Origin of the sequence: Nucisporomicrobium flavum, from assembly GCF_016464385.1 — a bacterium.
GTDB lineage: Bacteria > Actinomycetota > Actinomycetes > Mycobacteriales > Micromonosporaceae > Actinoplanes > Actinoplanes flavus_A.
Map to the genome: position 1 here is coordinate 1 of NZ_JADMLH010000002.1, position 24,428 is coordinate 24,428.

Sequence of the window (24,428 nt, forward strand, 5' to 3'; positions counted from 1 at the left end):
GGCCACGAGGTCTCCGGTATGAAGTTCTTGCTTGGTCGCAGAACCAGATACCGGAGACCTCTTCAGTTATCGACCACCGCCACGCCGCAACTTCAGATCTCGGCGGGGCTTATGAAACACGCCTTAGGGCCGGCCTCGGACGAGAGGGCTCGCGGGTGGCGGTGGGTGCCACCCGTGGGCCCTCTCCCCGTCCAACCACCCCGCCGCCACCCACAACCGGACTGAAGGCCATCCCGTTTTCTGTCACACCCCTGGGGCAAGCTCATCCCATGCACGCCATCACGATCGAGAAGCCGGGCGGACCCGAGGCGCTCGTCTGGGCCGAGGTCCCGGATCCCGAGCCCGGCCCCGGGGAGGTTGTCGTCGAGGTCACGGCCGCGGCCGTCAACCGCGCCGACGTGATGCAGCGACAGGGCCACTATCCGCCGCCGCCCGGCGCCCCGCCGTACCCCGGCCTCGAATGCTCCGGCGTGATCGCCGCGACCGCGCCCGACGTGACCGGCCACCACGTGGGTGAGCGGGTCTGCGCCCTGCTGGCGGGCGGCGGCTACGCCGAGCGCGTCGCCGTGCCGGCCGGCCAGCTGCTCCCGGTGCCGCAGGGCATGTCGCTGCAGGAGGCGGCGGCGTTGCCCGAGGTCGCCTGCACGGTCTGGTCCAACGTCGTGGACATCGCCCGCCTCCGCAAGGGCCAGACCCTGCTGGTGCACGGCGGTGGCGGCGGCATCGGCACCTTCGCGATCCAGCTCGGCAAGGCGCTCGGCGCCACCGTCATCGTGACCGCCCGCGAGGCGAAACACGAGCAGCTGCTGGCGCTCGGCGCCGACCTCGCCGTCGACTACACCACCGGCGACTTCGTCCAGGCGACCCGCGACTTCACCGAGGGCCACGGCGCCGACGTGATCCTCGACATCATCGGCGCGAAATACCTGCCCCGGAACATCGAGGCGCTCGCCACGGACGGCCACATCGTCACGATCGGCATGCAGGGCGGCCGCAAGGGCGAGCTCGACTTCGGCGCCCTCATGGCAAAACGCGGCACGGTCGCCGCGACAACGCTGCGAGCCCGCCCGGTCCGAGACAAGTCCCGCATCGTCCGCGGCGTGCGAGACCAGGTCTGGCCACTCGTGGACGCAGGCGCCATCCGCCCGATCATCGACCGCACCATCCCGATGCGCGACGCCGCGGACGCCCACCGCCTGATGGAAGCGAGCGACCACCTGGGCAAGATCGTGCTGCTCCCGTAAGCGGTTCGGCCCACGCGGCCCTCCAAAGCCGGGCTGGCCGAGCCGAGCCGCGCTGAGCCGCGCCGAGCGACCGGGTCGGGCTGCGCGGCCCGACCGGCCGGGCCGCGCGCCGCGCGACTCGCTCGAGCCGCACGCCTGGCCGCCGGGCGATCGGGCGCCCGGAAGAGCGAGCGGCCGGCCGGCCCCGGTTGCCCGAGCCGACCGGCCGGCGTCGTTCTGTGAGGAGGTTCAGACCTGCACGTTTTCGATGCCGGAGAAGACCCGCACCCGCCAGCTGCAGTTGATCCACGTGCTCACGTCGAAGTAGCCCGTACGCGCCCCGGCGTGGCCGTTCAGCGTCACCGTGCCCGCGGACGTGGAGGCGTTCGCCGACTCGTAGCCGGACGGGTTGCCGTTCCACGCGACGAAGAGGAAGCCGTCCTCCTCGCACGTGTAGTTCGCGATCACCTTGTAGTCCTTGGTCGGCACCCGCAGCGTCGGGCTCTGCCAGGTGCTGGACGTGCCCTGCCAGTCGGAGATCAGCTTGGAGCGGCGCTGCACGACCTGGACGGCGTCGAGGCGGGCGGCGTTCTTGCGGGCCGTGGTGGCGGCGAAGACCGCCTTCCAGGTGCCCGTGGTGTCGGCGACGTAGCGGCGGGTGAAGGTGCCGGCGTCCGTCGTGGTCGCGTAGCCGCGGTAGGTGAAGGCGGTCGACATGGTGCCGGCCTTGCGGAAGTAGAAGCTGACCCTGCCGCGGTTGCCGGTCGCGCCGACCCAGACGCGGCCGGTGAGGGTGACGGTGGAGCCCTTGAGCGCCGGCTCGGGGGTCGCGTTGAAGGTCATCTTGACCGCGACCTGCGCACTCGGGGCGGCCTGGGCCGGGGCGGCCTGGGCCGGGGCGGCCATGGTGGCGGCGAGCGCGGTGGCGGCGGTGAGCAGGGTCAGGAACAGGGACGGGTTGCGGCGCATGAAACGGGTGGCCTTTCGGAATGGTTCACAGTGGTATGTCCGAAGTGTCCCAGCCGCAGGCGGGGCCGTCGAGAACGCCGAAAGAAGACCACCGTGTCCGGTTCGTCCGAATGGGGTCAGTTGTCGATCAAGCGGCGGGGACCCGCACCCAGTCGGCCCAATTCGTCGCCCGGGTTGATGAGCGGGCAGCGGTCGATCGACATGCAGCCGCAACCCACGCAGCCGGTGAAGTCGTCGCGCAGCTGCTGCAGGTGGCGCATCCGCCGGTCGAGTTCGGCCTGCCAGCACGCCGACACCCGGGCCCAGTCCTCCCGCGTCGGGGTGCGGTTCTCCGGCAGCACAGCGAGGACCGCAGCTACGTCCTTGAGTGGGATGCCGACCCGCTGGGCGATGCGGATGAACGCGACCCGGCGCAGCGCGTCACGGCGATAGCGGCGCTGGTTGCCGGCGGTGCGCGTACTCGTGATGAGGCCCTGCCGCTCGAAGAAGTGCAGCGCGGACACCGACACGCCGCTGCGGGCCGCGAGCTGGCCGACCGTGAGCTCCATCTCCCGTGCCCCTTCGTCGCTTGACCTCAACATTAGTTTGGGTTCTAGCGTCCCGGGCATGGACACCACGCCGCTTCGCGTAGCAGTCATCGTCGGCAGCACCCGGGAGGGCCGGTTCGGGCCGACCGTCGCCGCCTGGATCGCCGGCCTGATCAGCCGGCGATCCGACCTGAAAGCCGACCTCATCGACCCGGTCGCACCCGCCCTCACCCACCGCGTCCGGGCCGACAAAGCCGAGAGCGTCCGGGCCGACGAAGCCGAGAGCGTCCCGGCTGACGCAGCCGACCGCGTCCCGGCTGACGCAGCCGACCGCGTCCGGGCCGACGAAGCCGACAGCGTCCCGGCTGACGCAGCCGACCGCGTCCGGGCCGACGAAGCCGGCAGCGGCAACGCCGGCGCCGCCCCAGCCGGCCCCGCGACCGTGACGGAGGCGCTCGGGCTGGCCGACGCCTTCGTCGTTGTCACGCCCGAGTACAACCACAGCTATCCCGCCCCGCTGAAGGCCATCATCGACGGTCACTTCAGCGAGTGGCGGGCCAAGCCGGTCGCCTTCGTCTCGTACGGGGGACTGTCCGGTGGTCTGCGCGCGGTCGAACACCTGCGCCCCGTTTTCGCCGAGTTGCATGCCGTCACCGTGCGGGACACCGTCAGCTTCCACGGCGCCCGGCAGTGTTTCGGCGGGGACGGGCTTCCTGTCGACCCCGGCAGCACCGTCGCGGCGGGGCGGATGCTCGACGGGCTGGCCTGGTGGGGGCACACCTTGAGGGACGCCCGCGTGCTGCGCCCGTACCCGATGGGAGCCTGAAAGTGCAGATCAGTGACCGGATTCCGGACCCTGCGCGAGACGATGCCCGGTTTGTCCTCTCGGGTGAGTGGCAGGCGCGCGACCTGGCCGCGTCGGCCGCGGTCGATGCGAGGAGGGCCGAGCCGTGGCCGGAAGGCCTGCTTTCGTACTCGATCTATTGTGATGCCGACGGCGACCTCATCCGGGACTACTCACAGTGGACGGACCGGCCGGTGGAGCGCGACCTGCCCGGCATCGTCCGGCGCGATCTCGTGGAATACCAGCTGTATCGCGGCTCGCGGAAACCCGGCGTTCCCGGCGCGTTCGTCGTCGTGCGCGTCGACACGGACGGTGCCGATCTCTCCCGCACCTGGGTCGACGCGGTTTTCGATGCGCTGGCACACGACGGGAATCTGCCCGCCGGCGGCATCGGCGCGTTCTTCCACATCAGCACCGACGGCACCCGCGTGCTGAACTACGCCGAGTGGGAGAGCGCGGAGGCCCACCGCTGGGCCGTCGCGGCGACCGGTCGCGGGATCTCCTCCGGGCCGTTGTGGGACAAGGTCCAGACAATGCCGGGGGTACGCCCGCAGAGCGTCACCCGTTTCCACCTGTACGCGACCCTGACTCCTTGACCAGGTGGAGCGCGATGGCGTCGCGGACCGCGGCCTCGTCCGGCATCGGGATGTCCTGCTGCGTGGCGAGCTGGCGCAGCGACGTCATCGCCACATCGGTGAGGCTGCACGCGACGAACGAGTCGAAGACCGACAGGTCCGGGTCGATGTTGAGGGCGAAGCCGTGGCTGGTCACGCCGCCGCGGATGCGCATGCCGATGGAGACGAGCTTGCGGCCGTCCGGGGTCCAGACGCCGACGAGGCTGGGTGACCCCTTCGGCGTGTCCCGGCGCACGGTCTCGAACCCGAGGTCCCGCAGCGCCGCGATCAGGCCGTTCTCCAACCAGCGGACCACGTCGCCGGGGCCGCGTTCGCGCAGGTTGAGCACCAGGTAGCCGACGAGCTGGCCGGGGCCGTGGTAGGTCGCGTGGCCGCCGCGGTCGGCCTCGACCGCCGGGATGCGGGACAGGTTGTCGGGCAGTTCGGTGACGGGTGTCGTGTGCCCGTACGTGATCACCGGCGGGTGGCTGAGCAGGAAGAGCCGGTCCGGCGCGGCCCCGGACCGGCGCTCCTCGACCCAGCCGGCCATCCGCCGCATGGCGTCCTCGTACGGAACCTCATTGAGGTCGACTCGTTCCATCACCCCAGTCTGCGCCGCCGCGGGCCAGCAGGTGGCGGCGCTCGGCCTCGTTCTGCGTGAGTTCCGCCGCACGCTCGTACTCGAGCGCCGCCTCGGGTGCCCGTCCGAGCCGGCGGAGGAGGTCGGCGCGGACGGCGTGGAAGACGTGGTACCGGTCGAGGTCGAGCCCGTCGACAATCTCCAGCGCCGACGCAGCACCGGTGACCTCGGCGACCGCGACGGCGTGGTTCAGCGCGACGACCGGTGTCGGGGTGAGGGCCATGAGCTGGTCGTACAGCTGCAGGATCGCGGGCCAGTCGGTGGCCGCGGCGGTCGGTGCGGCGCTGTGCACCGCGTTGATCGCCGCCTGGAGCTGGTACGCACCCGGTTGGCCTCGCCGCACACACGCCCGCACGAGCCGCTGGCCCTCGGCGATCAGCGCGGCGTCCCACCGGGCCCGGTCCTGGTCGCCGAGGCGGATCAGCTCGCCGTCCACAGTGGTGCGTGCGGGCCGGCGGGCGGCGATGAGCAGTTGCAGCGCCAGCAGGCCGGACACCTCCGGCTCGTCCGGCATCAGGGCCGCCAGCATCCGGGTGAGCCGGATCGCCTCGGCGCACAGGTCGTCGCGGACGAGGGCGGGGCCGGTGCTGGCCGCGTACCCCTCATTGAAGATCAGGTAGAGCACGGCCAGAACCGGTCGCAGCCGGTCCGGCAACTCCGCCTCGCCCGGCACCCGGTACGGGATGCCCGCGTCGCGGATCTTGGCCTTGGCCCGCACGATCCGCTGCGCCATCGTGGCCTCCGGCACGAGGAAGGCGCGCGCGATCTCGCCGGTGGTGAGCCCGCCGACGAGCCGCAGGGTGAGGGCGACCTGCGCTTCCCGGCGCAAGGCGGGGTGGCAGCAGGTGAAGATGAGCCGCAAGAGGTCATCCTCCTCGGACGTCCGGCCGGCGTGCAGCCGGAGGGCTTCCGCCTCCTTCGCGCCGCGGGCCGCCTCCCGGCGGAGGCGGTCGACGGCCCGGTTCCGGGCGGTCGTGATGATCCAGCCGGCCGGGCTGGGCGGCGTGCCCTCGCGCGGCCAGCGGTCGGCCGCGACGGTGAAGGCGTCCTGCACCGCCTCCTCGGCGAGGTCGAGGTCGCCGAGGAAGCGGGTCAGGACGGCCACCGCGCGCCCGTACTCCGCGCGGTAGATCTCGGTCAACCCTGGAATGGCCGGACCTCCACCGGCAGCGTGGTGATCGCCGCCATCCGCCGGCCCCACTCCAGCGCGCCATCGAGGTCGGGCGCCCGGACGACAGTGAAGCCGCCGAGGTGTTCCTTGCCCTCGGTGAAAGGGCCGTCGGTCAGCAGGGTGTCGTCGTCGCGTACGCGAACCACCGTCGCCGTGTCGGGCGGGCACAGGCCGGCCGTGAACACGAATGCTCCGGTGTCGTGCATTTCCCGGGTGAGCTCGGCGAGCCCGCGCATGATCGGTTCCAGGAACTCCGGCGACGGCGCCGGCCCGTCGGGCTGATACAGGCTGAGCAGGTACGTCTTCACAACTACCTCCCTGGAAGAACTGCTTTCACGCCCTACACGAACGGCGGTCCCCCGATCTCGACAGCGGCCCGGGATGGATTTTGCCAATTCCGCCGGACCCGATGGCGAATGTGTGTTGGCATGGTCGGCGGAATGACCAATACGTCCGGGTTCCCATTGTCGCCGCTCGACGGGTGACGAACCGGTCGGCGGCAGCGACGCCTCCGCCCGGCTGGGATGCGCGTGAGTGCCCCGGGCCGAGTTCGGAGGCTCCTGCTGTCCCGTCCGACCACCGGCCGCGTGCTGGCCGCCGGCGCCCTGGCGCTGGCCGTGAGCGCACCGGCCCTCGAACCCGTCCACATCGCCGCCGAGGCGCGGCCCACCCCGGTCCTCGCCGTCGCCCCCGCCGCGGTGGCCGACGCGACGCTGCAGGCCCGCTCCCGTGACCGGGTGGCTTCCCGGACCGCGGCCCGCCGATCGGCCACGCGCCCTGCCGCGATCGCGCTGCGTGCGGCACACCGTCAGATCGCGACCGTACGGCGGGCAGAGAAGTCCCGCCGCGCGGCCGAACTCCGCGCGGCCGCCCAGCGCCGCGCGATCGCTCAGCGTGAGGCCCGCGTCGCGGCCCAGCACCGGCGCGCCCTCGCCGAAGGGCGCGTGCAGGCCACCGGAGCCGAGCGCCGGGCCCCCGCGCGCCGGGCCTCCCCGCGCCGGGCCTCCGCGCGCCGGGTGCAGGGCGAGCGCCGGGCCCACGTGAGTCCCGCGCGCCACGCGGTGAGGCATCGCGTGAAGCAGCGCACGCGCCGCAGCGTGCCGGCGGGGATGTCCGCGGTGATCGCCTTCGCCCGGGCCCAGGTCGGCAAGCGCTACTCGGCGGGCGCGGAGGGCCCGAACGCGTTCGACTGCTCGGGCTTCACCAAGCGCGCGTACGCCCGCGCCGGGATCAACCTGCCGCACTCGTCGGGAGCGCAGGCGGCTCGGGCCCGCTCGATCTCCCGGTCCGCGGCCCGGCCCGGCGACCTGGTCGTCGGCGCGGGGCACGTGGGCATCTACATGGGCGGCGGCATGATGATCGACGCCGGCAACCCGCGCACCGGCGTGGTCTACCGCAGGATGTACGCCGGCCTGCACATCGAACGGCTCTGACCGCAGGGTTCGGTTTGATCATGGCGCCGGGCCGGAACGACGGCCTGGCGCAGGTTCGGCCGGTGAGGTGCTCGGATCCCGTCCGGCGGTGCCGATAACGACGGTCATGGGGAGCAAGTCCGCGTCGACGCGTGCCGGCGACGAGGGCTTCACCTTGATCGAGCTGCTCGTCGCGATGACCGTCATGGTGGTCGTGATGTCGGTCGCCACCGCGGGGATCGTCTCGATGTACCGGTCGGCCGGCGAGGTCGATGCCCGGTCGGCGGCGCAGGCGGAGCTCGGGCTCGTGCTCCAGCGGCTCGACCGCGAGGTGCGTTACGCCCGGGGCGTCTCGTCGACGCCGGCCACCGGCGCCTCCGCCGTCGACTTCCTCACCATCCAGGGGACGCACGAGGTCTGCGTCCAGCTGCGGGTCGTGGGTGGGGTGCTCTCCCAGCGGACCTGGGCGTACGGCGGGAGCGGGATCAGCCCGACGGGGTGGAAGCCGCTCGCCTCAGGGCTCACCCTGGCCCGGCCGTTCACGTACGTGCCACCGGACGACTCGCTCGGGCACCAGCGCCTGCGGATCGATTTGCGCCGGCAGGGGGAGGGCAACCAGGCCACCTTCACCGCGCTCAACACCGATCGCAGCAGCGGGAACGATTACTGCGCGGCCGGCCGTACCCCCTGATCAGGGTTTCGACAGGATGATCCGGACGGTCGTGCCGATGCCGGGCTCGCTCGCCACGTGGATGCTGCCGTGGTGGGCGTCGATGATCGAGCGGACGATCGCCAGCCCCAGGCCGGGCCCCGGCGTCGCCATGGCGTCCGCCGTCGCGCTGCGGAAGAAGCGGTCGAAGACGTGCGGCAGCTCGTCCGCCGGGATGCCCACCCCGGTGTCGGTGATCACGACCTCGGGTTCGTCGCCGGCGGTGGTGGTCACCGAGATCTCCCCGCCGGCCGCGGTGAACTTGATCGCGTTCATGATCAGGTGGTTGAGGGCCTGGCCCAGCCGCTTGGCGTCGCCCCGGGCGGGCACCGGCTCGGCGCAGCGGATGCGCAGCTTGACCTCGCGGTGCTCGGCCAGCGGCCGGCACGACAGCGTGACGTGGTGCACCAGCTCGGCCAGGTCGATCTCGGTCAGGTCCAGCTCCACGCTCTCGTCGCTGAGCCGCGCGACGGTGAGCAGGTCGTCGATGAGCCGCAGCAGCCGGTCGGAGTTGCGCTGCATGACGGTCAGGAACCGGTGCGAGGTCTCCGCGTCGAAGTCGTCGTCGAGCAGCATCTCCAGGTAGCCCCGGATGGCGGACAGCGGCGTGCGCAGCTCGTGGCTGACCGAGGCGAGGAACGAGTCCTTCATCCGGTCGAGCTGGCGCAGCCGGTCCACGATCTCGCCGGCGTGCCGGGCGTACCGGCGCAGCTCCAGCTGCACGGACGCGTGCCGGGCGAGGCTGCGCAGGGCGCGACGCTGCTCCTCGGTCAGCTCCCGAGGCCGTCGGTCGACCACGCACACCGTGCCGATCGAATGATTCCCGCCGAGGACGACGGGCGCACCCGCATAGAACCGGACCTCGTGACCCGCGAGGGCCGGGGTGCCCGGGCCGGTGTCCGGCACCTCCACCATCTGCCGGCCCTCCACCACCCGGAAGCAGTACGGGAGCCCGCCGCCGACCTCGCCCCGGTCCACCCCGGCGGCGGCCTTCACCCACTGCCGGTCCCGGTCGACGAACGTCACCATCCCCACGGGGGTCGCGCAGATCTCCGAGGCGAGCATGGCGATGTCGTCGAAGTCGTCCTCGGCGGGCGTATCGAGGACCTGGGCATCGTGCAGGGCGGCGAGACGGGCGGCCTCGTCGTCCGGCAGCGGAGCTCTCACGACAGTGATCGTCTCATCGCCGCACCCTGGTCAGGGCCGGTTTGCGCGGTGCGACAGGGCTTGGCGCGGGCGGCGGGGACGCATCGCGCGGCGGGCGGTGGCGGCGTCCGGGCGATCGGTGGCCGGACGGCAGTCGGCGCCCGTCCCGTGGGACAGGCGCCGACTTGCTGGCCGCGGCGTCGTTGCCGGACGACCGATCACCACCGGGCGCGGGGATCTCCTGCCGCTCACACCCGGTCGGATGTCTGACACAACTATTGCCCCCGTCAAGCGATTTGACGCGCACCAGCTGTGCGTTTGTTCAATTTCCTCGGCGCAGGTCATCAGCTCGAAAGGCCGCTGACATGTCCGCCGGTTACTCTCGGCTGCACCTGGGCAGTCTGACTCGGACCGAGCACAGCTGGAAGGACAACGAGTATGAGCCTGGAGCGCGCCGAAGCACCGGATCCGTACGACCTCCTGCCGCCGGTGCCGTCCTTCACGGTGACCAGCACGGACCTGGCCGACGGGCAGCCGCTCGACGAGCTGTACGTGCACACCAGCGTCGGTGGCAAGAACCTCTCCCCGCAGCTCGCCTGGTCCGGATTCCCGGCGGAGACCCGCGGCTTCGTGGTGACCTGCTTCGATCCGGACGCGCCGACCGGCAGCGGTTTCTGGCACTGGGTGCTGGTGAACCTGCCGAAGTCGGTGACCGACCTGCCGCGCGGCATCGACCCGCTCCCCGAGGGAGCGTTCACGATCCGTAACGACTACGGCGAGGCCGGGTACGGCGGTGCCGCCCCGCCGCCGGGTGACCGCCCGCACCGGTACGTCTTCGCGGTGCACGCCCTGGACGTCGACAGTCTCGAGGTCGGCGCGGACGCGACGCCGGCGTACGTGGGCTTCAACCTCGCGTTCCACACCCTGGCCCGGGCGACGATCCGCCCGACGTACCAGGTCAAGGGCTGAGGATCCGCCGCACGCGAAAGCCCGCCAGGTCGATCGACCCGGCGGGCTTCGTCGTTCGCTGCTGAGGGTGGGGTCAGCCGGGGACCTTGGCGACCACGAAGACCGACTGGCCGAACGGCGGCTTCACGATCTTCTCCGCGGCCTTGGTGATCGGCAGCACCACGCTGTCGTACACCTTCACCATCGGGCCCTCCTTCGGGGCCAGCTTGAAGATGCTCGTCGCGCCGTAGTAGCCGATGAGGCCGAGCGCGTTCGCGTAGTGCAGCTTCTCGATGGTGAGGCCCGCCTCGGTCATGGCGGCGCGCATCGTCTTCTTGGTGTAGCGGCGGATGTGCCCCGTCGCGATGTCGACCTGGCTCATCGCGAACATGAACGCCGGCACGATGAGGATGACCCGGCCGCCGGGGCGGACCAGCTCGGCCATGCTGCGCAGGGCGCCGACGTGGTCCTCGATGTGCTCGAGCACGTTGTACGACACCGCGGCGCTGTACTCACCGGCGGCGTCGGCCGCGGGCAGCAGCATCTGCCGCACGTCGATGTTGGTGTGGTCGGCCAGGCGCTCCTTGAGCTGCACGAGCCGGTCCGGGTCCGCCTCGGTGGCCGTGAAGTGCGGAACGTGCTCCGCCCACTCCAGGGCGTAGTCGCCGAGACCGCTGCCGATCTCGATCGGGTTCTCCCCCAGGTAGGGGAGCGCGAGCTCGACGAACCACCGACGGTGGTTCACCGCCATGGCGAGGCCTTCGAGCACTTCGGACTGGATCCGCTGGTCTCCAGTGATGTCTGCCATAAGTAGGTTCCCTCGTCTTGCCGATCCGAGCTGACAGCGGGACCGGAAGAGTTAACCATCCGGTGCGTCCTGCCGAAAGTTGAGCAGGGGGTGGGCGCTCTATTTTTGCCTGATTGAGACATTGCCCGGCGGGTAGCCGGGGTCGATACCCATCATGCCCGACGGGTGCCGACCGCGTCTAAAACATGCCTTCATATCGGCTCGATCACGCATGGGCCGCCCGTCACAACACTGTTACCAACCTCGGTTAGGCTCGCCGATGCTATGACGATTACGGGTATTGACTCGACAGGCCACTCGCCCGGCGGGAACCTTCTGCCGCCGCCCCGCGAGGCCGCCGCCGACGACCTGGATGCGGAGCTGATCGCGCTGGAAAGCGAGGTCGCCGCCGCGCCGATCTCCGTCATACCCGCAGATCGCACGGCACCCGCCGGTGAGTCGCAGGTCACGCCGCGGCGCCGCTGGTGGCGTTCTCTCACCTGGCGAGATGCGCTCGCGATTACCTCGTTCATTGCGGTAGCGCTCTTCGTCACAGCTCCGTTGTGGCTCAACCTTGATCATGAGTTGCGCGACGATCCACAGGACCAAGCATTTTTTGAGTGGATGTTGGCGCACGGTGCACGCGTGCTCACGGATGGCGTTTATCCGTTCTTCTCGGATCGCATGAATTACCCCGATGGGGTGAACATGATGGCCAACACCTCGGTGTTGGCAGTTTCGCTGCCGATGACGCCCGTCACTGCCATCTTCGGGCCGCATGTGGCGTTCAACGCGTTTCTCACCCTCGCGTTGGCACTCACCGGTATCTCGTGGTATTTGGTGCTCTCTCGCCACTTCGTGGCATCTCGGCTCGCGGCGTGGGTCGGCGCCCTCGTTGCCACCTTCGCGCCGAGCATGATCTCGCACGCCGGCGGCCACCCGAACATCGTCTCGCAGTTCCTGGTTCCGCTGATCATCTGGCGCACCCTCGCGCTCCGGACGCCCGGCCGGGTGGTCCGCAACGGCCTCGCCCTCGCGGGCCTGCTGGTCTGGCAGGCGTTCATCAACCTCGAGGTCCTGTTCATGACCGCGGTGGGACTGGGCGTCTTCTGCGTGGTGATGGGGCTCGTCCGGCGCCGCGGCGGGCGTACCGAGGCGCTGACGTTCCTGCGCGGCCTCGGCATCGCGGCGGCCGTCACGGTGGCGCTGCTGGCGTACCCGCTGTGTGTGCAGTTCTTCGGGCCGCAGAGCTACCACGGGCTGCCCGAGTTCGTCCGCTACTTCGGGGCCGACCTGGGATCCTTCACCGCGTACGCGCAGCGCTCGATCGCCGGTAACAGCGAGACCGCGGCGCGCCTCGCCCAGAACGCCTCCGAGCAGAACGCGTTCTTCGGCTGGGGCCTGGTGATCCTCTTCTTCGGCCTGGTGGCGTGGATGCGCCGCAGCGCCGCCGTCCTGACGCTGGCCGGGGTCGCCCTGCTGTTCGGCGCGATGTCGCTCGGCCCGCAGGTCCGCCTCAACGGCGTGGACACCGGCGTCTCCGGCATCTGGTCGCTGCTGCACAGCGTGCCGGTGCTCAACTCGGCCGTGCCGACCCGCTGGGCCATGGCGATCGCACCGGTCGTCGGCATCATCCTCGCGCTCGGCTGCCAGAAGGCCTCGGACCTGATGAAGGCCCAGCCGGGCGCACGGGGCCCGGTCCGGGTCGCGATGATCACGGCGGTCGCGATGGCGCTGGTGCCGCTCGCGCCGACCCCGCTCGAGACCGTGAAGATGGACCCGGTCCCCGAGTTCGTCACGTCCGGCGCCTGGCAGCAGTACGTGGACGACAACCACACGATGGTGTCGCTGCCCCTGCCCGACAGCACGTACCCGGACCCGCTGCGCTGGAGCGCGTACACCGGGCTCGACATGCGCATCGCCAGCGCGTACGCGTTGCTGCCCAGCCAGAACCCGCTCGACCCGAGCGACCGGACCGCGCTGTTCTCGCCGCCGTGGCGGCCGACCAGCGGGCTGATGACGTCGATCAAGCAGGGCAACCCGATCCCGGAGATCACCGACACCCGGCGCGAGATGACCCTGGCGGACCTGCGCTACTGGAAGGCCGGCGTCATCGTGCTCACGCCGCAGGTGCGCGACATCGAGATGCTCCGCGCGATGACCGACCTGCTCGGCTTCCAGCCCACCTGGACCGGCGGCGCGTGGGTGTGGGACGTGCGGAACCTGGTGGACGACCCGAAGGCGACGCTGGGCTGAGGTCCGGCACAGCGATGCCGGCGCGGGCTTCCCGCGCCGGCATTTTGTCGTTCAGGTGGGCTTAGGCCTGCTTGATGCAGCAGCCCATGCACACCTTGGGCTTCGGCAGCGTGAACGCGAGGCAGCACGTCTTGCGCTGCACGTCCAGCTTGCCGGCGCGGCCCGGGACCAGCTCGATGAGGTCCTCCACGCCGAGTGTGGTGAGCAGGGTGTCGATGGTCCGGGCGGACGAGCCCGGCATGACGTCGGCCGAGCGCAGGACCGCGTACGCGACCCCGGACGCCAGCGAGCCCATCAGCGTGCGCTTGCCCAGCCGTACCTTCGCGTGGATGGCGTCGAGCAGCGGCGTGAGGTGCTGATCCAGCAGCGAGCGGCGCAGCTCCTCCAGGAGCGCGGCCTCGTCCGCCACGACGCGTACCTCGGGCAGGCCGCTGAGCGCGAGCGGGTCCGACGGCAGGACCGCCACGGTGATGTCCGGGTGCAGGCCGAGCGTGACGAGCGGCCGCGGGTCGTTGAAGTGCATCAGCACGTCCGTGCCGGTCAGCAGCGGCACCCGGCGCGCGGACGCCCAGCCCAGCACGGCGGGCAGCGCCAGCCAGTACGTGTACGCCTTCCAGGCCAGCGCGGCGGCGGCGTGCGGCTGCGCCTGCCAGCGGTGCTTCGACGACTCCAGAAGGATGTCGAGGGTGCTGCCGGCCAGCTCGGCCGAGGGCACCCAGCCGGCGGTGTCGCGGATCAGGAGATCGGGGGCCAGGCCGGGAAGCTGGGTGGACGTGCCGAACATCGCGCGCAGGCTCGCCGTGACGGGTGCCAGGGGCGAGTCGGCGAACGAAGCGTGACCGGGGGCGTGGTCCAGGGTGGTCGTCACCGGCTGCCGCCGGGCCCGGGGGAGCAGGGACTCCGCTGGATCACCGTGCTCACCTCGCTGTCCTTGAACCGGGAGCTGTCGGCGCTCAAGCTCCGGGTCACTCACCGTACCCCGTTAAGGCTAGCCTAACCATGCCACCCCCTGGGCGCCCGGACCGGGTGTTCTTCTGCACGAATACCCCTAGCAAGGGTCACCTAACGGAACGCTGCGCCGTTGCCGGAGTCGTCAAGGTATCTGTCGGCAACGCGCTACTAGCCCCATGCGGACACCGGAAGACATGGACACTGAAATTCCTGTCGCAAAGGGGACATCCGTGATGACCACCTCGCCTGTCGAGAGGGCCGCCGACCAGTTCGTGACGGCGCTCGCGCAGTGGCGGGTCGAGCGCGGGATGACGAAGAAGCAACTCGCCGCCCGGATGGGCTTCGACCCCTCCTACGTCAGCCACGTCGAAGGCCGCCGGCACAAGCCCACCGAGGACTTCGCCCGGCGCGCCGAGGCGGTCCTGGCCGCCGGCGGTGCCATCTGGCAGAGATTCCAGGAGTACGACGAGCTGCGGCACGCCCGCGGCGCCACGCTGCACCGCGACCCGCCGGTACCCGTCCAGTGGATGCCACCCGGCACCGGACTCATCGTCGAGCGTGAGGTGGCCGAGCTCACGTACACGCAGGGGGCGTACCGGTGCCGGATCCGCCGGGCGCTCTACAACGCCGGCGTCGAGCCCGTAACCCGCTACCTGGTGAAGATCGCGGTCGACCGTTACCCGCACGACCCCGCCGGCTCCAACCGCCACCACCGGACGCACCCGCTCAGCTTCGACGAGATGGACCTGCACGCGGTCGCCGGCGAGGGCGACGCGGCGGAGCCGATGCACTGGCGGCTCAAGCTCGACCGGGACGCCGCCAAGGAGGTCTGGCTGCTCTTCGCCAACGACCACGGCCAGTTCCCGCTCTACCCGGGCGAACGGACGACGATCGACTACGCGTACACGGTCGGCGAGGAGAAATGGGGCCAGTGGTTCCAGCGGGCGGTCCGCCTGCCCACCCGCAACCTCACCGTACGGCTGGACTTCCCGGTCGAGTTCGAACCGCAGGTGTGGGGCGTCGAGACGTCCCTCGCCGCCGAGGTGCCGGTCCGTACGCCCCTCGAACGCCACAACGACGACGAGCGCGCCGTCTTCGAATGGTCGACCGACGCGCCCCTGCTCAACGCCCGGTACCGCCTCGAGTGGCGGTTCCGCGGGCAGTCCGCACCCACCGCCGGCGACGACGCAGTCCCGAGACCGGAAGCTGCGGCGGCCCCGCACGGGGACGCACCCCAGCGGGCCACCAACGGTCACGAGCTGAGAGCGAGCCAGCGGATGCGCGGAATCGGCATCGTCCAACGCGGCGCGGACCTGCTGCGCCAGCGCGCCCGGCACTTCCAGCTGCCCCGGGAAGAGGCGGCCGCCCGCGAAGCCGTCGACGCGCTGCGGACCACGCTGGACCGGCTCGAGGGCGTACACGACTTCAGCAAGGGCGTCGGCCTCGCCGCCCCGCAGATCGGCCTGGCCGCCGCGGCGGCCGTCGTCCGCCCGCCCGAACGCGGTGCCGAACCGGTCGTGCTGCTCAACCCGCGGGTCGTCGACGAGTCCGGCGACACCGACGAACAGTACGAGGGCTGCCTGTCGTTCTTCGACTACCGGGGCCTGGTCCGGCGGCCGCTGCGTGTCGACGTGGAACACGCCCGCTTCGATGGGACCCGGGTGATCACGTCGTTCGAGCGCGCGATGGCCCGGCTGGTCAGCCACGAGATCGACCACCTCGAGGGCCGGCTGTACGTGGACCGCATGGCCGCCGACGCGACGCTGGTGCCGGTCGAGGAGTACGGCCAGACCGGGCGGCCCTGGGCGTACTGACCCTCAGGCCTCGGAGAAGCTGTCGTACTTGACGCGGATCGACGGGACCTGAAGTTCGGCGAGCGTCTTGAGCGTCGCCCGCACCATCGGCCCGGAGCCGGACACGAAGAAGTCATGCTCGTTCCACGGGCCGTACCGCCCGACGACGTCCGAGATGTTGCCCTGCTCACCGGGGAACGTCGGATCGTCGCTGCACGCGGTCACCACCGACAGCCACGGGTAGCGGGCGGCGAGGCGGTTGAGGGCGGCCAGGTCGTACAGGTCGTCGCGGGTACGGGCGCCGAAGAACACATGCACCCACCGCGTACGGTTGTAGCGCGTCAGCTCCTCCAGCAGGGATTTCACGGGTGCGAGACCCGTACCGCCGGCCACGAACACCGCGTCGCGGGTTGACCGCCGGTCCAGGTTCATCGACCCCATCGGCGCCGCCAGGCGAAGCATGTCGCCGACCTGCAGGCGGCGCACCAGCGCGCTGGAGACCCAGCCGGCGCCGACCGCGCGTACGTGGAACTCGATCGAGTTGTCCCGCCGCGGCGCGTTCGCCGGTGAGTAGGTGCGCCACAACCGCGGCTGGAAGCGGGGGCACTCCAGGCTCAGGTACTGCCCGGCGCGGAACTCCAGCGGCTGCATCGGCTTCACGGTGAAGACCGCTATGTCGTGCCCCCGGCGTTCGTGCGAGGTGACCTCGGCGTACCAGAACGGCGGGTTCGTGTCCGCCTCGGCGCCGGCCATCATCTTCGAGGCGATCACCGCGTACGCGTCGGCCCACGCCTGGTCGTACTCGATCCCCCACTGCTCCCCGGCGTAATGCCGCATCGCCTCGATCAGCGCGCCGCCCACGACCTCGTAGTGCTTCGGTTCCACGTGGAACTTGCGATGATCACGCCCCAGCGAGCGTAGATAGTCGTCGAACCGCTCGGGATCCTCCAGCGTCTGCACCGCGGTGACGATCGCCCCCAGCAGTCGCGCCCGCTGCACGTCCATGTGGACGGGGAAGAGCTCCCGGAGATCGGGATGCGAGAGGAAGATCCGAGCGTAGAAATACCCGGCGACCTTGTCCTGATGCTCCTCGACGAGGCTCCAGCTCTCCTTGAGCAAACGCGCGAGGTCTCCCATGCCCTAAGCGTGAGCAGGGAAGACGCTGATGCATCGCACGCAAGGTGCGACGCGGGCGGAACAGATTACCGACAGTCGGCGTGCTGCTTGCCCGATACGCCGCAATTATGTCGACCTATGGGCGGGTGGCACGGGGTGATCGGCGCTCCTCGCTGTCCCGCGCGGCTCGGTCGCGGCCGCCGACTCCCGTCGCGGGCGCCGACTCCCGTCGGGGGCGCCGACTCCCGTCGCGGCCGAGCGCCTCGTCCGGCCCGATCGCACTGTCTGCGACCGATCGCACTGTCCGCGGCTGGTCGGCTTTCCGTGGCCGATCGCCCTGTGTCTTCGGGCGGTCGGCTTTCCGCGGTCCCGTTATGCCGCTGCGGCCGTCCGGTAGAACAGGGTCGCCCGGGCAGCCACCGTGCCGGCTGCGGCTCGGCTGGTCAGTACCGCCGTGAGCAGGCTCGCGCCCGGGAAGAACCGATTGAGCCCGCGCAGCACCGTCCAGGCGCCGGCGTGGACGGCCACCATCCGGCCCAGACGCCAGAGCGCATCCGTGACGCCGCCGGCACCCTCGTACGAATGCTCCCGCGCAGCGGTCAGAGCGGCCTCCGCATCCTCCCGGGTGGGATGCACCCGGGTGAGAAGCAGCAGGTCGGCGGCCCGCGCCGGGTCGGCCGGATCAACGCCGTAAGCGGCGGCGACATGCAGCGAAAGCTCGGCATGCGCCAGCGCGGCGGCCCCCAGCAGCGTGAGCGGAGCGTACGAACCGGCGACGGCGCCAAAAACGCTGCCCACGGTGCCGAACCGCACGAACTGCTGTGCAGCCAGCCGGGCGAGTCCGTCCGGCGTCGCACCCGGGTACGCGTCCCGCATCCGGTCCGCCCACTCCTGCGCCTGCGGACCGAGCGTCTGCACGGCGGCGAGCGCGAGGAGCTCGGGGGAGTGACCGGGGTCGGCGATCAGGCGCGCCCAAGCCTCGGTGTGGGTGGCGGACTCGACGGGGCGGCTCTGAGCCGGGACACCGGAAGTCGCCGCGGAGGACTCGGCCGGACCGCCCGCCGCAACGGCGGTCCTCACCGGAGCGGTCGGCCCCGGCGCGGTGGTCGCCGGAGCGGTCGTCGCCGGCGTTGCGGGAGCGCTCGTGGCCGGTGCGGTGGTCGCCGGAGCGATCGTCGCCGACGTGGCCGGGGCGCTCGCCGGAGCGGTCGTCGCCGGCGTTGCGGGAGCGCTCGCCGGTGTGGCCTCATCCGCAGATGGAACAGTGGCGGTCGCCTGCTCCTCGGGGGTGGTCCCCTCGTCGGGGACCGTCGTCATGTCGGGCTCGACGAGCGCGGGGGCCACCTCGGCGGCGGCTGCTTTCAGGGCGTGCTTGAGCGGCGCGGTCTTCCTGGCAGGAGTCGCCTTCACGGCCTTCTTCACGGGCGTGTCTGCGCTGGCCTCCGGGGTCACCTTCTTGGCCGGGCCCGCCTTCTTCGCGGCTGCCGACTTCCTGGCAGGCGTGGGGTTCGTCACTGCCTTGGCCGGGGCTGCCTTCTTGGCCGGGCCGTCGGTCGCGCCGCTTCCGCCGCTGGGCGTGCGCTTGGCCGGCGGCTGGTTCGCCGGGTTGCGCCTCGCGGCGGGCTGCTGCCGGCGCGGTGGTGCGGGCGGTGTCGAGCCGTTGACCTGGGTGGACTCGTCTGCGGTTGGGTGGTCTGTGGCCGTACTCTTCCCTCGATCAACCGTGGGACCCGGTGGCCGGAACGTGATCGGCGGCGGCGTGGCCGGCGGTTTCCGGGCCGGCGGCGCGGAGGATTCCTGCTGGTCAGGCGTGCTGAACGCGGCCCGGGGCGTCCGCGGGCGACGCCGCGGCGGCTGGTTCTCCTCCATGCCGTCGGAGCCTATCCTGACCGCGACGGTTTCACCTGCTGGAAAGCGGTGTGGCCGATCGATTCGTATGTTCCGGATTCGAGCGGGCCCGCGCGGCTTGATCGACCGCCCCGTCCCGCGGGTCTCGAGGTCGGGCCGGCGGGGCCGGGCCGGGCCGGGCTCCGGGGCGCATCTGGCCTGGTCCGCCGGGGCGGCGCGCTGAGGGGCGAACCTCTTTGCCGGGCCGTCGGAGGGTCCGGTATCCTCAACCGTCGGTGGCCTGCAAGCCACCGAGGAGACTTCGCCTAGTCTGGTCTATGGCGCCGCACTGCTAATGCGGTTGGGGGCTTATACCCCCTCCCGGGTTCGAATCCCGGAGTCTCCGCGTGTGAAGCCGGTGTGTATGCTGGCGAAGCACCGAGCGCCCGTAGCTCAATGGATAGAGCATCTGACTACGGATCAGAAGGTTAGGGGTTCGAGTCCCTTCGGGCGCACTTCTCGAGAAGGCCTCCACCAGCCGAAACGGCATGGGCGGGGGTCTTTCTCGCATTCACGGATCGTATTCATCGGTCGTGACATTGCCTCGGCTGAGTCGCCGGGTCGGCTCGCGCCGGCCGAAGGCTGCCGATGGACGGAGGGTGCTGCGATGACCGCCTCGATCGGGATCTGGGCCCACGGCGATCTGACCGGTGACCACGTCCTGTACCGATGGGAAGCCGACCAGGACGCGGGCTTCGTGGCTTTCGAGGTGGCGACGCGCAGGTTCCGCCCGGCCGACGCCGGCGGGCGGCCGATCGGGGACCTGGTGCTCGACGTGGTCAGCGGGGACCTCACCGGGGCGGCTGATGGGGTGAACCAGAGGTTGTTGAGTCAGGTGGTTGCCTCGATCCTGCGCGGATACGCCCGCGTCGGCGGGCCGCCGGCAACGGCGCATGCTTACTACCACTGACTCGCGGCGGGACGAGCCGCTCGCTTCCAGCCCGGCCACCCGATGGCGTCGAGGAAATCCTCGATGGCGGCCACGACCTGGCCCAGTACCGCGACCGACTCCGTCAGCGGGCCCGGTACGTACATTCCGTGGTTTGCGCCTTCCACTTCCAGCACGTGAGGTGACAGCCGGCGGGCCAGGTTGCCGTCCCAGACCTCGTCGGCTGTGCCGCCGACCAGCAGGGACGGCGCCGTTGCTCGGCTCAGGGCGTCTGCCACCCAGGGGAACGTCAGCAACGGCGTCAGCCACACTGCGGGCAGGGACTTTTCCGCTGCGAGCGATGCCGCGTTGGTGCCGAGCGATTTGCCGATCAGCAGCGGGGCGGCGCCGGCGGCGTCGATGACGGGACCGATCTCACCGGCGACCCAGCTCTCGATCTCGGGTTGGTCGTGCGGCGGGAACTCCCGCGACCATGAATGTCGATGGATCGTCGCCCCGCGCTGTTCCGCCACGTCTCCGGCGTACATGAGGAGAGGGGCGTACGGTCCGAACCGACCGCCGGGGATCACCACCGCGTCAGCCATGCCGACGACCCTACTGAGGCAGCGCCAGGTTCAGGTCGGTTGCCGGCGCCGCGAATCGCTCACCTCGCCGGGCCGGTCACCGATGGCAGCGGCATGGAACGTTTGTCTGTGGGGTCCGGGTCCAGCTGTTCGGACGACGCCGCCGTCGCCGGTGCCGAGGCCGCTCGCGCTGCCGTGTCCGGGCTCGGCGGGGTCGAGCCCGGTCTGGTGATCGTGTACGCGTCCATCCGGTACGCGTTCGACGAGCTGCTCGCCGCCGTCCGTGGCGTCACCGGGGACGTTCCCCTGGTCGGGGCCAGTTCCTCCGGGCAGCTCATCGAGGGCGAGTACCTGCCACCGAGTTCCGGGGTGAGCGTGATGGTGCTGGGTTCGGGCGTGTACCGGTTCGGCACCGCCGAGGTCAGCGGGATCGGCGCGGACATCGCGGGGTCAGGGCGGGAGCTCGCACGCCGGGCGCTGGACGCGGCCGGCGGTGACACCACGCCGCACAGCGCGCTGATGGTGCTGGCCGACGGCATGGCGGGCGACATGCAGAGCCTGCTCGCCGGGATGTACCGGGTCACCGGTGCACGCGTACCGGTGGTCGGCGGCGCTGCGGGAGACGACCGGACGTTCTCCGGCGCGTACGTGTTCTTCGGTGATCGGGCCCTGCGCGACGCCGCCGTGGCCGTCTGGATCGGTTCCGACCGTCCGCTGCGGGTTGTCGCCGGGCACGGCTGGCAGCCGCAGACGCTGCCGATGCTGGTCACGAAGGTGGACGGGATGGCGGTCGAGGAGATCGACGGCCGCCCGGCCGCCGACGTCTTCAACGAGGCGGTCGCCCGGGACGCGTCGGCCCGCTCCGAGTACTTCGAGGGCACCTATGAGGGGTGGCACACGGGGCACTCGTTCGGTCTCATCGAGCCCGACGGCACCCAGCTGATCCGCGGCGGCTTCGTCGGTCAGGACGGGGTGCTGCGGACCTTCGTGCCGCTGCCCGAGTACTGCGCGGTGCAGATCGTCTCCGCCGACCAGGACGACCTGCTGACGGCCAGCGAACAGGTGGTGGAGGAAGCGCTGGACGGCATCGCCGACCCCGCGGTCATGCTCGTGTTCAGCTGCATCGCCCGCAGCGACCTGCTCGGTGACCGGGCCGCCGAGGAGGCGGCCCGGCTGCACAAGGCCGCGGGCCAGGTCGCCACCTTCGGCTATTACACGTACGGCGAGTTCGCCCGGAGCAACGGCGTCGCCGGGTACCACAACGCCACCCTCACCGCCATCGCGCTGTAGGGCACCGGGCGACTCGTACAGGAGGGGAATCACCATGTCCGGACAGCATGAGGCCGACCGGCTCCGGGAGCAGCTGGCTGCCGCGACGGCCGCCACCCGCGACGCGTACCGGCACACCTCGCGCCTGATCCGGGTGCTCACCGTGCTGGGCCGGCCGTCGTCGCCCGCCGAGCTGGTGGACGAGACGTTGAACGTGCTGTCCCAGATCTACGCCGCCGATGTCGCCGCCATGGTGCAGACGACGGGCGGCCGGCTGCGGGTGACCAGCGCCTGCGGGATCCCCGAGCGCGATGCGGCGTACACGACAGGGTGGCCGCTCGCCGGCGGCGCGGCGGAGGCGCTGGCCACCGGCCGGGTCGTCGCCCGGACCGGCGCGGACCTGGACCCGGCCGCCGACCTGCCGCCGACGTTGGCCGACCTGGCGCCGGGTTCGGCGTGCTGGGTGCCGGTGGGCGAGGCGGGCGCGGACGAGCTGCTGGTGATGTACCGGCTCAGCGAAGCCGGCTTCCCGCCGGGCGACCTGCCGGTGCTCGGCTCGGTGGCGGCCCGGCTCGGGCTGGCCGTGGAGGCCCGCCGGCGCAGCGCCGCCGTGGAGGACCTTGCGACGTTCGGTCACCGGCTCTCCAGCCGGCTGGACCTGCCGTCGCTCTACGCGGAGGCCGTACGCCTGTTGCCGACGCTGGTCGACGCGGACCACGCCGGTGTCGCGCGGGTCGACGGCGACGTCGCGTATCTCTGCGCCGCCAGCGACGTCTCCGGTACGCCGGGGCCGGGCGAGCCGATCCCGCTCACCGATCTGATCGGCTGGGACGCCCTCCGGGCCGGTGAACCGTACGCCGGGCAGTACGACGGCCCACCCGTCGGCGGGTCCGTGCTGGCCGTCCCGATCGTGCGTGAGGGCTCGCCGACCATCGTGCTCTACGCGCTGCGCCGCGATCACCGGCCGTTCCGTCGCGACGCCCTCGAGTCGGCGACCATCTTCGGCACCTACGTCAGCGGCGCCATGACCAACGCGGAGCTGTACCGGGCCCTCGGTCGCAGCGAGAACCAGCTCCGGCTGATCACGGACTCGGTCAGCGACCTGATCGCGGTGGTCGACGCCGAGGGCCGGTTCGGGTACGCCTCCCCGTCGCACGAACGCGAGCTCGGCCTCGTGCCGCAGGCGTTGCTGGGCACCGCGGTGATCGACCTCGTGCACACCGCGGACCGGCCGGCCCTGGCCGCGGCGCTCGCCCGGCCGTCGGACGCCGCCAAGGTGGAGTACCGGCTCGGTATCGGTGAGGACTCCTGGGTGTGGGTGGAGAGCGCGCTGCGCCCGGTGCCGGACGAGGGCACGCTGGTGCTCTCGTCCCGGGTCATCGACGAGCGGCGCCGGCTCGAGGACGAGCTGCGCCGGCGTGCCACCCACGACCCGCTGACCGACCTCGCCAACCGGGCGCTCGTCGGCGAACGGCTGGACGCGGCGCTCGGCCGCGACGGCGACGACCACGTCGGGCTGCTCTTCTGCGACCTCGACAAGTTCAAGGACGTCAACGACCGGCTCGGTCACGAGGCGGGCGACGAACTGCTGGTCCGCGTGGCCGACCGGCTGCGCGGGTGCGTACGCTCCGTCGACCTGCTCGCCCGGTTCGGCGGCGACGAGTTCGTCGTGCTCCTCGACGGCATCGCGGACCTGGACGGCGTCACCGACATCGGCGACCGGGTGGTCCGGGCGCTCGAGTCGCCGTTCTGGCTGCACGGCGAGTGGGTGGAAGTCTCCGCGAGCGTCGGCGGTGTGCTCGGCACCCGCGGCCGGTCCCAGGCGAGCGCGATGCTGCGCGACGCCGACGCCGCCATGTACGCCGCCAAGAACGCCGGCCGCGGCCGCGTGCGGGTGTTCGACGAGGACGCGTCGCAGCACAGCCTCGGCCGGCTCGAACTCCGCTCCGACCTGGCCCAGGCACTCGCCCGCGACGAGCTGACGATCCACTACCAGCCGATCGTCGAGCTGGCCGGCCGGCGGATCATCGGCTTCGAGGCGCTCTGCCGCTGGACCCACCCGCGCCACGGCCCGGTGCCGCCGGACGAGTTCATCCCGCTGGCGGAGGAGACCGGCGCCATCGTCGGCATCGGCGAGTGGGTGCTCGGCGAGGCCTGCCGCCGGCTGGTCGAATGGCAGCGACTGCCCGGGTACGAGCACCTGCGCATGAGCGTCAACCTGTCCCCGGTCCAGCTCGAGCAGCCCGAGGCGGCCGGACACACGCTCGGCGTCATCGCGGCCGCCGGAGCGAACCCGTCGCACGTGTGGCTCGAGATCACCGAGCACAGCTCGATCCGCCAGGACGTCACCGCGTTCGCGACCACGCTGCGCGCGGCCGGGGTGCATTTCGCCCTCGACGACTTCGGCATGGCGTACTCGAACCTCAGCCACCTCAAACGGCTGCCGGTGGAGATCCTGAAGATCGACAAGTCCTTCGTGGACGGACTGGCGGCCGACACCGACCGCGGCATCGTCCGGGCGGTGCTGGGGATCGCCGACTCGCTGGGACTGGCCGTGGTGGCCGAGGGCATCGAGACGGAGGAGCAGCGGGCCGAGCTGCTGGGGCTGGACTGCCAGCAGGGCCAGGGCTACCTGTTCTCCCGCCCGATTCCCCCGGAGGAAGTCGTGGCGCTGCTGCGTACGGGATCGCTCATCGCGGCATGAAGGGCAGGTA

General features: G+C 71.4%; 22 protein-coding genes and 2 tRNA genes. 13 read left to right on the forward strand and 11 right to left on the reverse strand.

Annotated features, from left to right (window positions below; translation table 11 throughout):
* The first annotated feature begins 269 nt into the window (after positions 1-269).
* A complete protein-coding gene (locus IT780_RS04150; protein ID WP_199510074.1) occupies positions 270-1,244 on the forward strand; it encodes an NAD(P)H-quinone oxidoreductase in 975 nt (324 codons plus the stop codon).
* 228 nt (positions 1,245-1,472) lie between these two features.
* Here the strand turns inward: IT780_RS04150 and IT780_RS04155 are convergent, their stop codons facing one another.
* On the reverse strand, positions 1,473-2,192 hold the full coding sequence (locus tag IT780_RS04155; RefSeq protein ID WP_199510075.1) for a hypothetical protein: 720 nt from the start codon (positions 2,190-2,192) through the stop codon (positions 1,473-1,475).
* Positions 2,193-2,308: 116 nt separating this feature from the next.
* On the reverse strand, positions 2,309-2,740 hold the full coding sequence (gene soxR, locus IT780_RS04160) for a redox-sensitive transcriptional activator SoxR (RefSeq protein ID WP_199510076.1): 432 nt from the start codon (positions 2,738-2,740) through the stop codon (positions 2,309-2,311).
* 58 nt (positions 2,741-2,798) lie between these two features.
* On the opposite strand from soxR, the gene IT780_RS04165 reads away from it, so the two are divergent.
* Both IT780_RS04165 and IT780_RS42980 read left to right on the forward strand, forming a co-directional pair.
* Positions 2,799-3,545 carry an NADPH-dependent FMN reductase gene (locus IT780_RS04165; protein WP_199510077.1) on the forward strand — a complete coding sequence of 249 codons (747 nt, stop codon included), beginning with the start codon at positions 2,799-2,801 and terminating at the stop codon, positions 3,543-3,545.
* A gap of 2 nt (positions 3,546-3,547) precedes the next feature.
* The gene (locus IT780_RS42980) at positions 3,548-4,159 is read left to right on the forward strand and encodes an antibiotic biosynthesis monooxygenase (RefSeq protein ID WP_199510078.1); all 612 of its coding nucleotides are present in this window, start codon (positions 3,548-3,550) and stop codon (positions 4,157-4,159) included.
* Here IT780_RS42980 and lipB read toward each other — a convergent pair.
* From lipB to IT780_RS04185, 3 genes are read right to left on the reverse strand one after another with little or no spacing between them, the layout of a single operon-like run.
* Positions 4,122-4,778: a lipoyl(octanoyl) transferase LipB gene (gene lipB / locus IT780_RS04175; RefSeq protein WP_199510079.1), complete on the reverse strand. Its 657-nt coding sequence runs from the start codon at positions 4,776-4,778 to the stop codon at positions 4,122-4,124. The two genes, IT780_RS42980 and lipB, sit on opposite strands and share 38 nt — an antisense overlap.
* Positions 4,756-5,967: an RNA polymerase sigma factor gene (locus tag IT780_RS04180; protein WP_199510756.1), complete on the reverse strand. Its 1,212-nt coding sequence runs from the start codon at positions 5,965-5,967 to the stop codon at positions 4,756-4,758. The genes lipB and IT780_RS04180 overlap by 23 nt, the downstream gene beginning before the upstream one ends.
* The gene (locus IT780_RS04185; RefSeq protein WP_199510080.1) at positions 5,955-6,296 is read right to left on the reverse strand and encodes a YciI family protein; all 342 of its coding nucleotides are present in this window, start codon (positions 6,294-6,296) and stop codon (positions 5,955-5,957) included. The genes IT780_RS04180 and IT780_RS04185 overlap by 13 nt, the downstream gene beginning before the upstream one ends.
* Positions 6,297-6,518: 222 nt before the next feature.
* On the opposite strand from IT780_RS04185, the gene IT780_RS41575 reads away from it, so the two are divergent.
* Together IT780_RS41575 and IT780_RS04195 are read left to right on the forward strand one after the other, a co-directional pair.
* Complete coding sequence (locus IT780_RS41575; RefSeq protein ID WP_307831034.1) at positions 6,519-7,421, forward strand: C40 family peptidase; 903 nt, start codon at positions 6,519-6,521, stop codon at positions 7,419-7,421.
* 106 nt (positions 7,422-7,527) lie between these two features.
* Complete coding sequence (locus IT780_RS04195; RefSeq protein WP_199510081.1) at positions 7,528-8,091, forward strand: prepilin-type N-terminal cleavage/methylation domain-containing protein; 564 nt, start codon at positions 7,528-7,530, stop codon at positions 8,089-8,091.
* Here the strand turns inward: IT780_RS04195 and IT780_RS04200 are convergent, their stop codons facing one another.
* Positions 8,092-9,276 (reverse strand): GAF domain-containing sensor histidine kinase, encoded by a 1,185-nt coding sequence (locus IT780_RS04200; protein ID WP_199510082.1) that lies wholly within the window; start codon positions 9,274-9,276, stop codon positions 8,092-8,094.
* A gap of 417 nt (positions 9,277-9,693) precedes the next feature.
* Between IT780_RS04200 and IT780_RS04205 the strand changes: the two genes are divergently transcribed.
* Entirely contained in the window at positions 9,694-10,224 is a 531-nt protein-coding gene (locus tag IT780_RS04205; protein ID WP_199510083.1) for a YbhB/YbcL family Raf kinase inhibitor-like protein, read from the forward strand.
* Between the two features lie 73 nt (positions 10,225-10,297).
* Here IT780_RS04205 and IT780_RS04210 read toward each other — a convergent pair whose 3' ends face one another.
* Positions 10,298-11,011, reverse strand: a complete 714-nt coding sequence (locus IT780_RS04210) for a class I SAM-dependent methyltransferase (protein ID WP_199510084.1) — start codon at positions 11,009-11,011, stop codon at positions 10,298-10,300.
* Between the two features lie 264 nt (positions 11,012-11,275).
* Between IT780_RS04210 and IT780_RS04215 the strand changes: the two genes are divergently transcribed.
* Positions 11,276-13,246 carry a DUF6311 domain-containing protein gene (locus IT780_RS04215; RefSeq protein WP_199510758.1) on the forward strand — a complete coding sequence of 657 codons (1,971 nt, stop codon included), beginning with the start codon at positions 11,276-11,278 and terminating at the stop codon, positions 13,244-13,246.
* 61 nt (positions 13,247-13,307) lie between these two features.
* Here IT780_RS04215 and IT780_RS04220 read toward each other — a convergent pair whose 3' ends face one another.
* Entirely contained in the window at positions 13,308-14,030 is a 723-nt protein-coding gene (locus IT780_RS04220; RefSeq protein WP_199510759.1) for an IucA/IucC family C-terminal-domain containing protein, read from the reverse strand.
* 400 nt (positions 14,031-14,430) lie between these two features.
* Here IT780_RS04220 and IT780_RS04225 point away from each other — a divergent pair, with 400 nt between their 5' ends.
* Positions 14,431-16,011 (forward strand): peptide deformylase, encoded by a 1,581-nt coding sequence (locus tag IT780_RS04225; RefSeq protein WP_199510085.1) that lies wholly within the window; start codon positions 14,431-14,433, stop codon positions 16,009-16,011.
* A 3-nt stretch (positions 16,012-16,014) separates the two neighbouring features.
* Here IT780_RS04225 and IT780_RS04230 read toward each other — a convergent pair whose 3' ends face one another.
* Together IT780_RS04230 and IT780_RS04235 are read right to left on the reverse strand one after the other, a co-directional pair.
* A complete protein-coding gene (locus IT780_RS04230) occupies positions 16,015-17,127 on the reverse strand; it encodes a globin domain-containing protein (protein ID WP_199510086.1) in 1,113 nt (370 codons plus the stop codon).
* A 351-nt stretch (positions 17,128-17,478) separates the two neighbouring features.
* Positions 17,479-18,975, reverse strand: a complete 1,497-nt coding sequence (locus tag IT780_RS04235) for a hypothetical protein (RefSeq protein WP_199510087.1) — start codon at positions 18,973-18,975, stop codon at positions 17,479-17,481.
* A gap of 273 nt (positions 18,976-19,248) precedes the next feature.
* Between IT780_RS04235 and IT780_RS04240 the strand changes: the two genes are divergently transcribed.
* The 3 genes from IT780_RS04240 (at position 19,249) to IT780_RS04250 (ending at position 19,903) form a co-directional block, all read left to right on the forward strand.
* Positions 19,249-19,339 (forward strand) — tRNA-Ser (locus tag IT780_RS04240).
* A 36-nt stretch (positions 19,340-19,375) separates the two neighbouring features.
* Positions 19,376-19,448, forward strand: a tRNA-Arg gene (locus tag IT780_RS04245).
* 152 nt (positions 19,449-19,600) lie between these two features.
* The gene (locus IT780_RS04250) at positions 19,601-19,903 is read left to right on the forward strand and encodes a hypothetical protein (protein WP_199510088.1); all 303 of its coding nucleotides are present in this window, start codon (positions 19,601-19,603) and stop codon (positions 19,901-19,903) included.
* On the opposite strand, the gene IT780_RS04255 is transcribed toward IT780_RS04250, so the two are convergent.
* Entirely contained in the window at positions 19,894-20,466 is a 573-nt protein-coding gene (locus IT780_RS04255; protein ID WP_199510089.1) for an alpha/beta fold hydrolase, read from the reverse strand. The two genes, IT780_RS04250 and IT780_RS04255, sit on opposite strands and share 10 nt — an antisense overlap.
* Before the next feature lie 93 nt (positions 20,467-20,559).
* On the opposite strand from IT780_RS04255, the gene IT780_RS04260 reads away from it, so the two are divergent.
* Complete coding sequence (locus tag IT780_RS04260) at positions 20,560-21,735, forward strand: FIST signal transduction protein (RefSeq protein ID WP_199510090.1); 1,176 nt, start codon at positions 20,560-20,562, stop codon at positions 21,733-21,735.
* Positions 21,736-21,769: 34 nt separating this feature from the next.
* Complete coding sequence (locus IT780_RS04265) at positions 21,770-24,418, forward strand: putative bifunctional diguanylate cyclase/phosphodiesterase (protein ID WP_199510091.1); 2,649 nt, start codon at positions 21,770-21,772, stop codon at positions 24,416-24,418.
* Positions 24,419-24,428 lie beyond the last annotated feature (10 nt).

Coding starts and splice junctions, on each gene's coding strand:
- IT780_RS04150 (WP_199510074.1), top strand. CDS start 270: ATGCACGCCATCACGATCGAGAAGCCGGGCGGACCCGAGGCGCTCGTC.
- IT780_RS04155 (WP_199510075.1), bottom strand. CDS start 2,192: ATGCGCCGCAACCCGTCCCTGTTCCTGACCCTGCTCACCGCCGCCACC.
- soxR (WP_199510076.1), bottom strand. CDS start 2,740: ATGGAGCTCACGGTCGGCCAGCTCGCGGCCCGCAGCGGCGTGTCGGTG.
- IT780_RS04165 (WP_199510077.1), top strand. CDS start 2,799: ATGGACACCACGCCGCTTCGCGTAGCAGTCATCGTCGGCAGCACCCGG.
- lipB (WP_199510079.1), bottom strand. CDS start 4,778: ATGGAACGAGTCGACCTCAATGAGGTTCCGTACGAGGACGCCATGCGG.
- IT780_RS04195 (WP_199510081.1), top strand. CDS start 7,528: ATGGGGAGCAAGTCCGCGTCGACGCGTGCCGGCGACGAGGGCTTCACC.
- IT780_RS04205 (WP_199510083.1), top strand. CDS start 9,694: ATGAGCCTGGAGCGCGCCGAAGCACCGGATCCGTACGACCTCCTGCCG.
- IT780_RS04210 (WP_199510084.1), bottom strand. CDS start 11,011: ATGGCAGACATCACTGGAGACCAGCGGATCCAGTCCGAAGTGCTCGAA.
- IT780_RS04215 (WP_199510758.1), top strand. CDS start 11,276: ATGACGATTACGGGTATTGACTCGACAGGCCACTCGCCCGGCGGGAAC.
- IT780_RS04220 (WP_199510759.1), bottom strand. CDS start 14,030: ATGTTCGGCACGTCCACCCAGCTTCCCGGCCTGGCCCCCGATCTCCTG.
- IT780_RS04225 (WP_199510085.1), top strand. CDS start 14,431: ATGACCACCTCGCCTGTCGAGAGGGCCGCCGACCAGTTCGTGACGGCG.
- IT780_RS04230 (WP_199510086.1), bottom strand. CDS start 17,127: ATGGGAGACCTCGCGCGTTTGCTCAAGGAGAGCTGGAGCCTCGTCGAG.
- IT780_RS04235 (WP_199510087.1), bottom strand. CDS start 18,975: ATGGAGGAGAACCAGCCGCCGCGGCGTCGCCCGCGGACGCCCCGGGCC.
- IT780_RS04250 (WP_199510088.1), top strand. CDS start 19,601: ATGACCGCCTCGATCGGGATCTGGGCCCACGGCGATCTGACCGGTGAC.
- IT780_RS04255 (WP_199510089.1), bottom strand. CDS start 20,466: ATGGCTGACGCGGTGGTGATCCCCGGCGGTCGGTTCGGACCGTACGCC.
- IT780_RS04260 (WP_199510090.1), top strand. CDS start 20,560: ATGGAACGTTTGTCTGTGGGGTCCGGGTCCAGCTGTTCGGACGACGCC.
- IT780_RS04265 (WP_199510091.1), top strand. CDS start 21,770: ATGTCCGGACAGCATGAGGCCGACCGGCTCCGGGAGCAGCTGGCTGCC.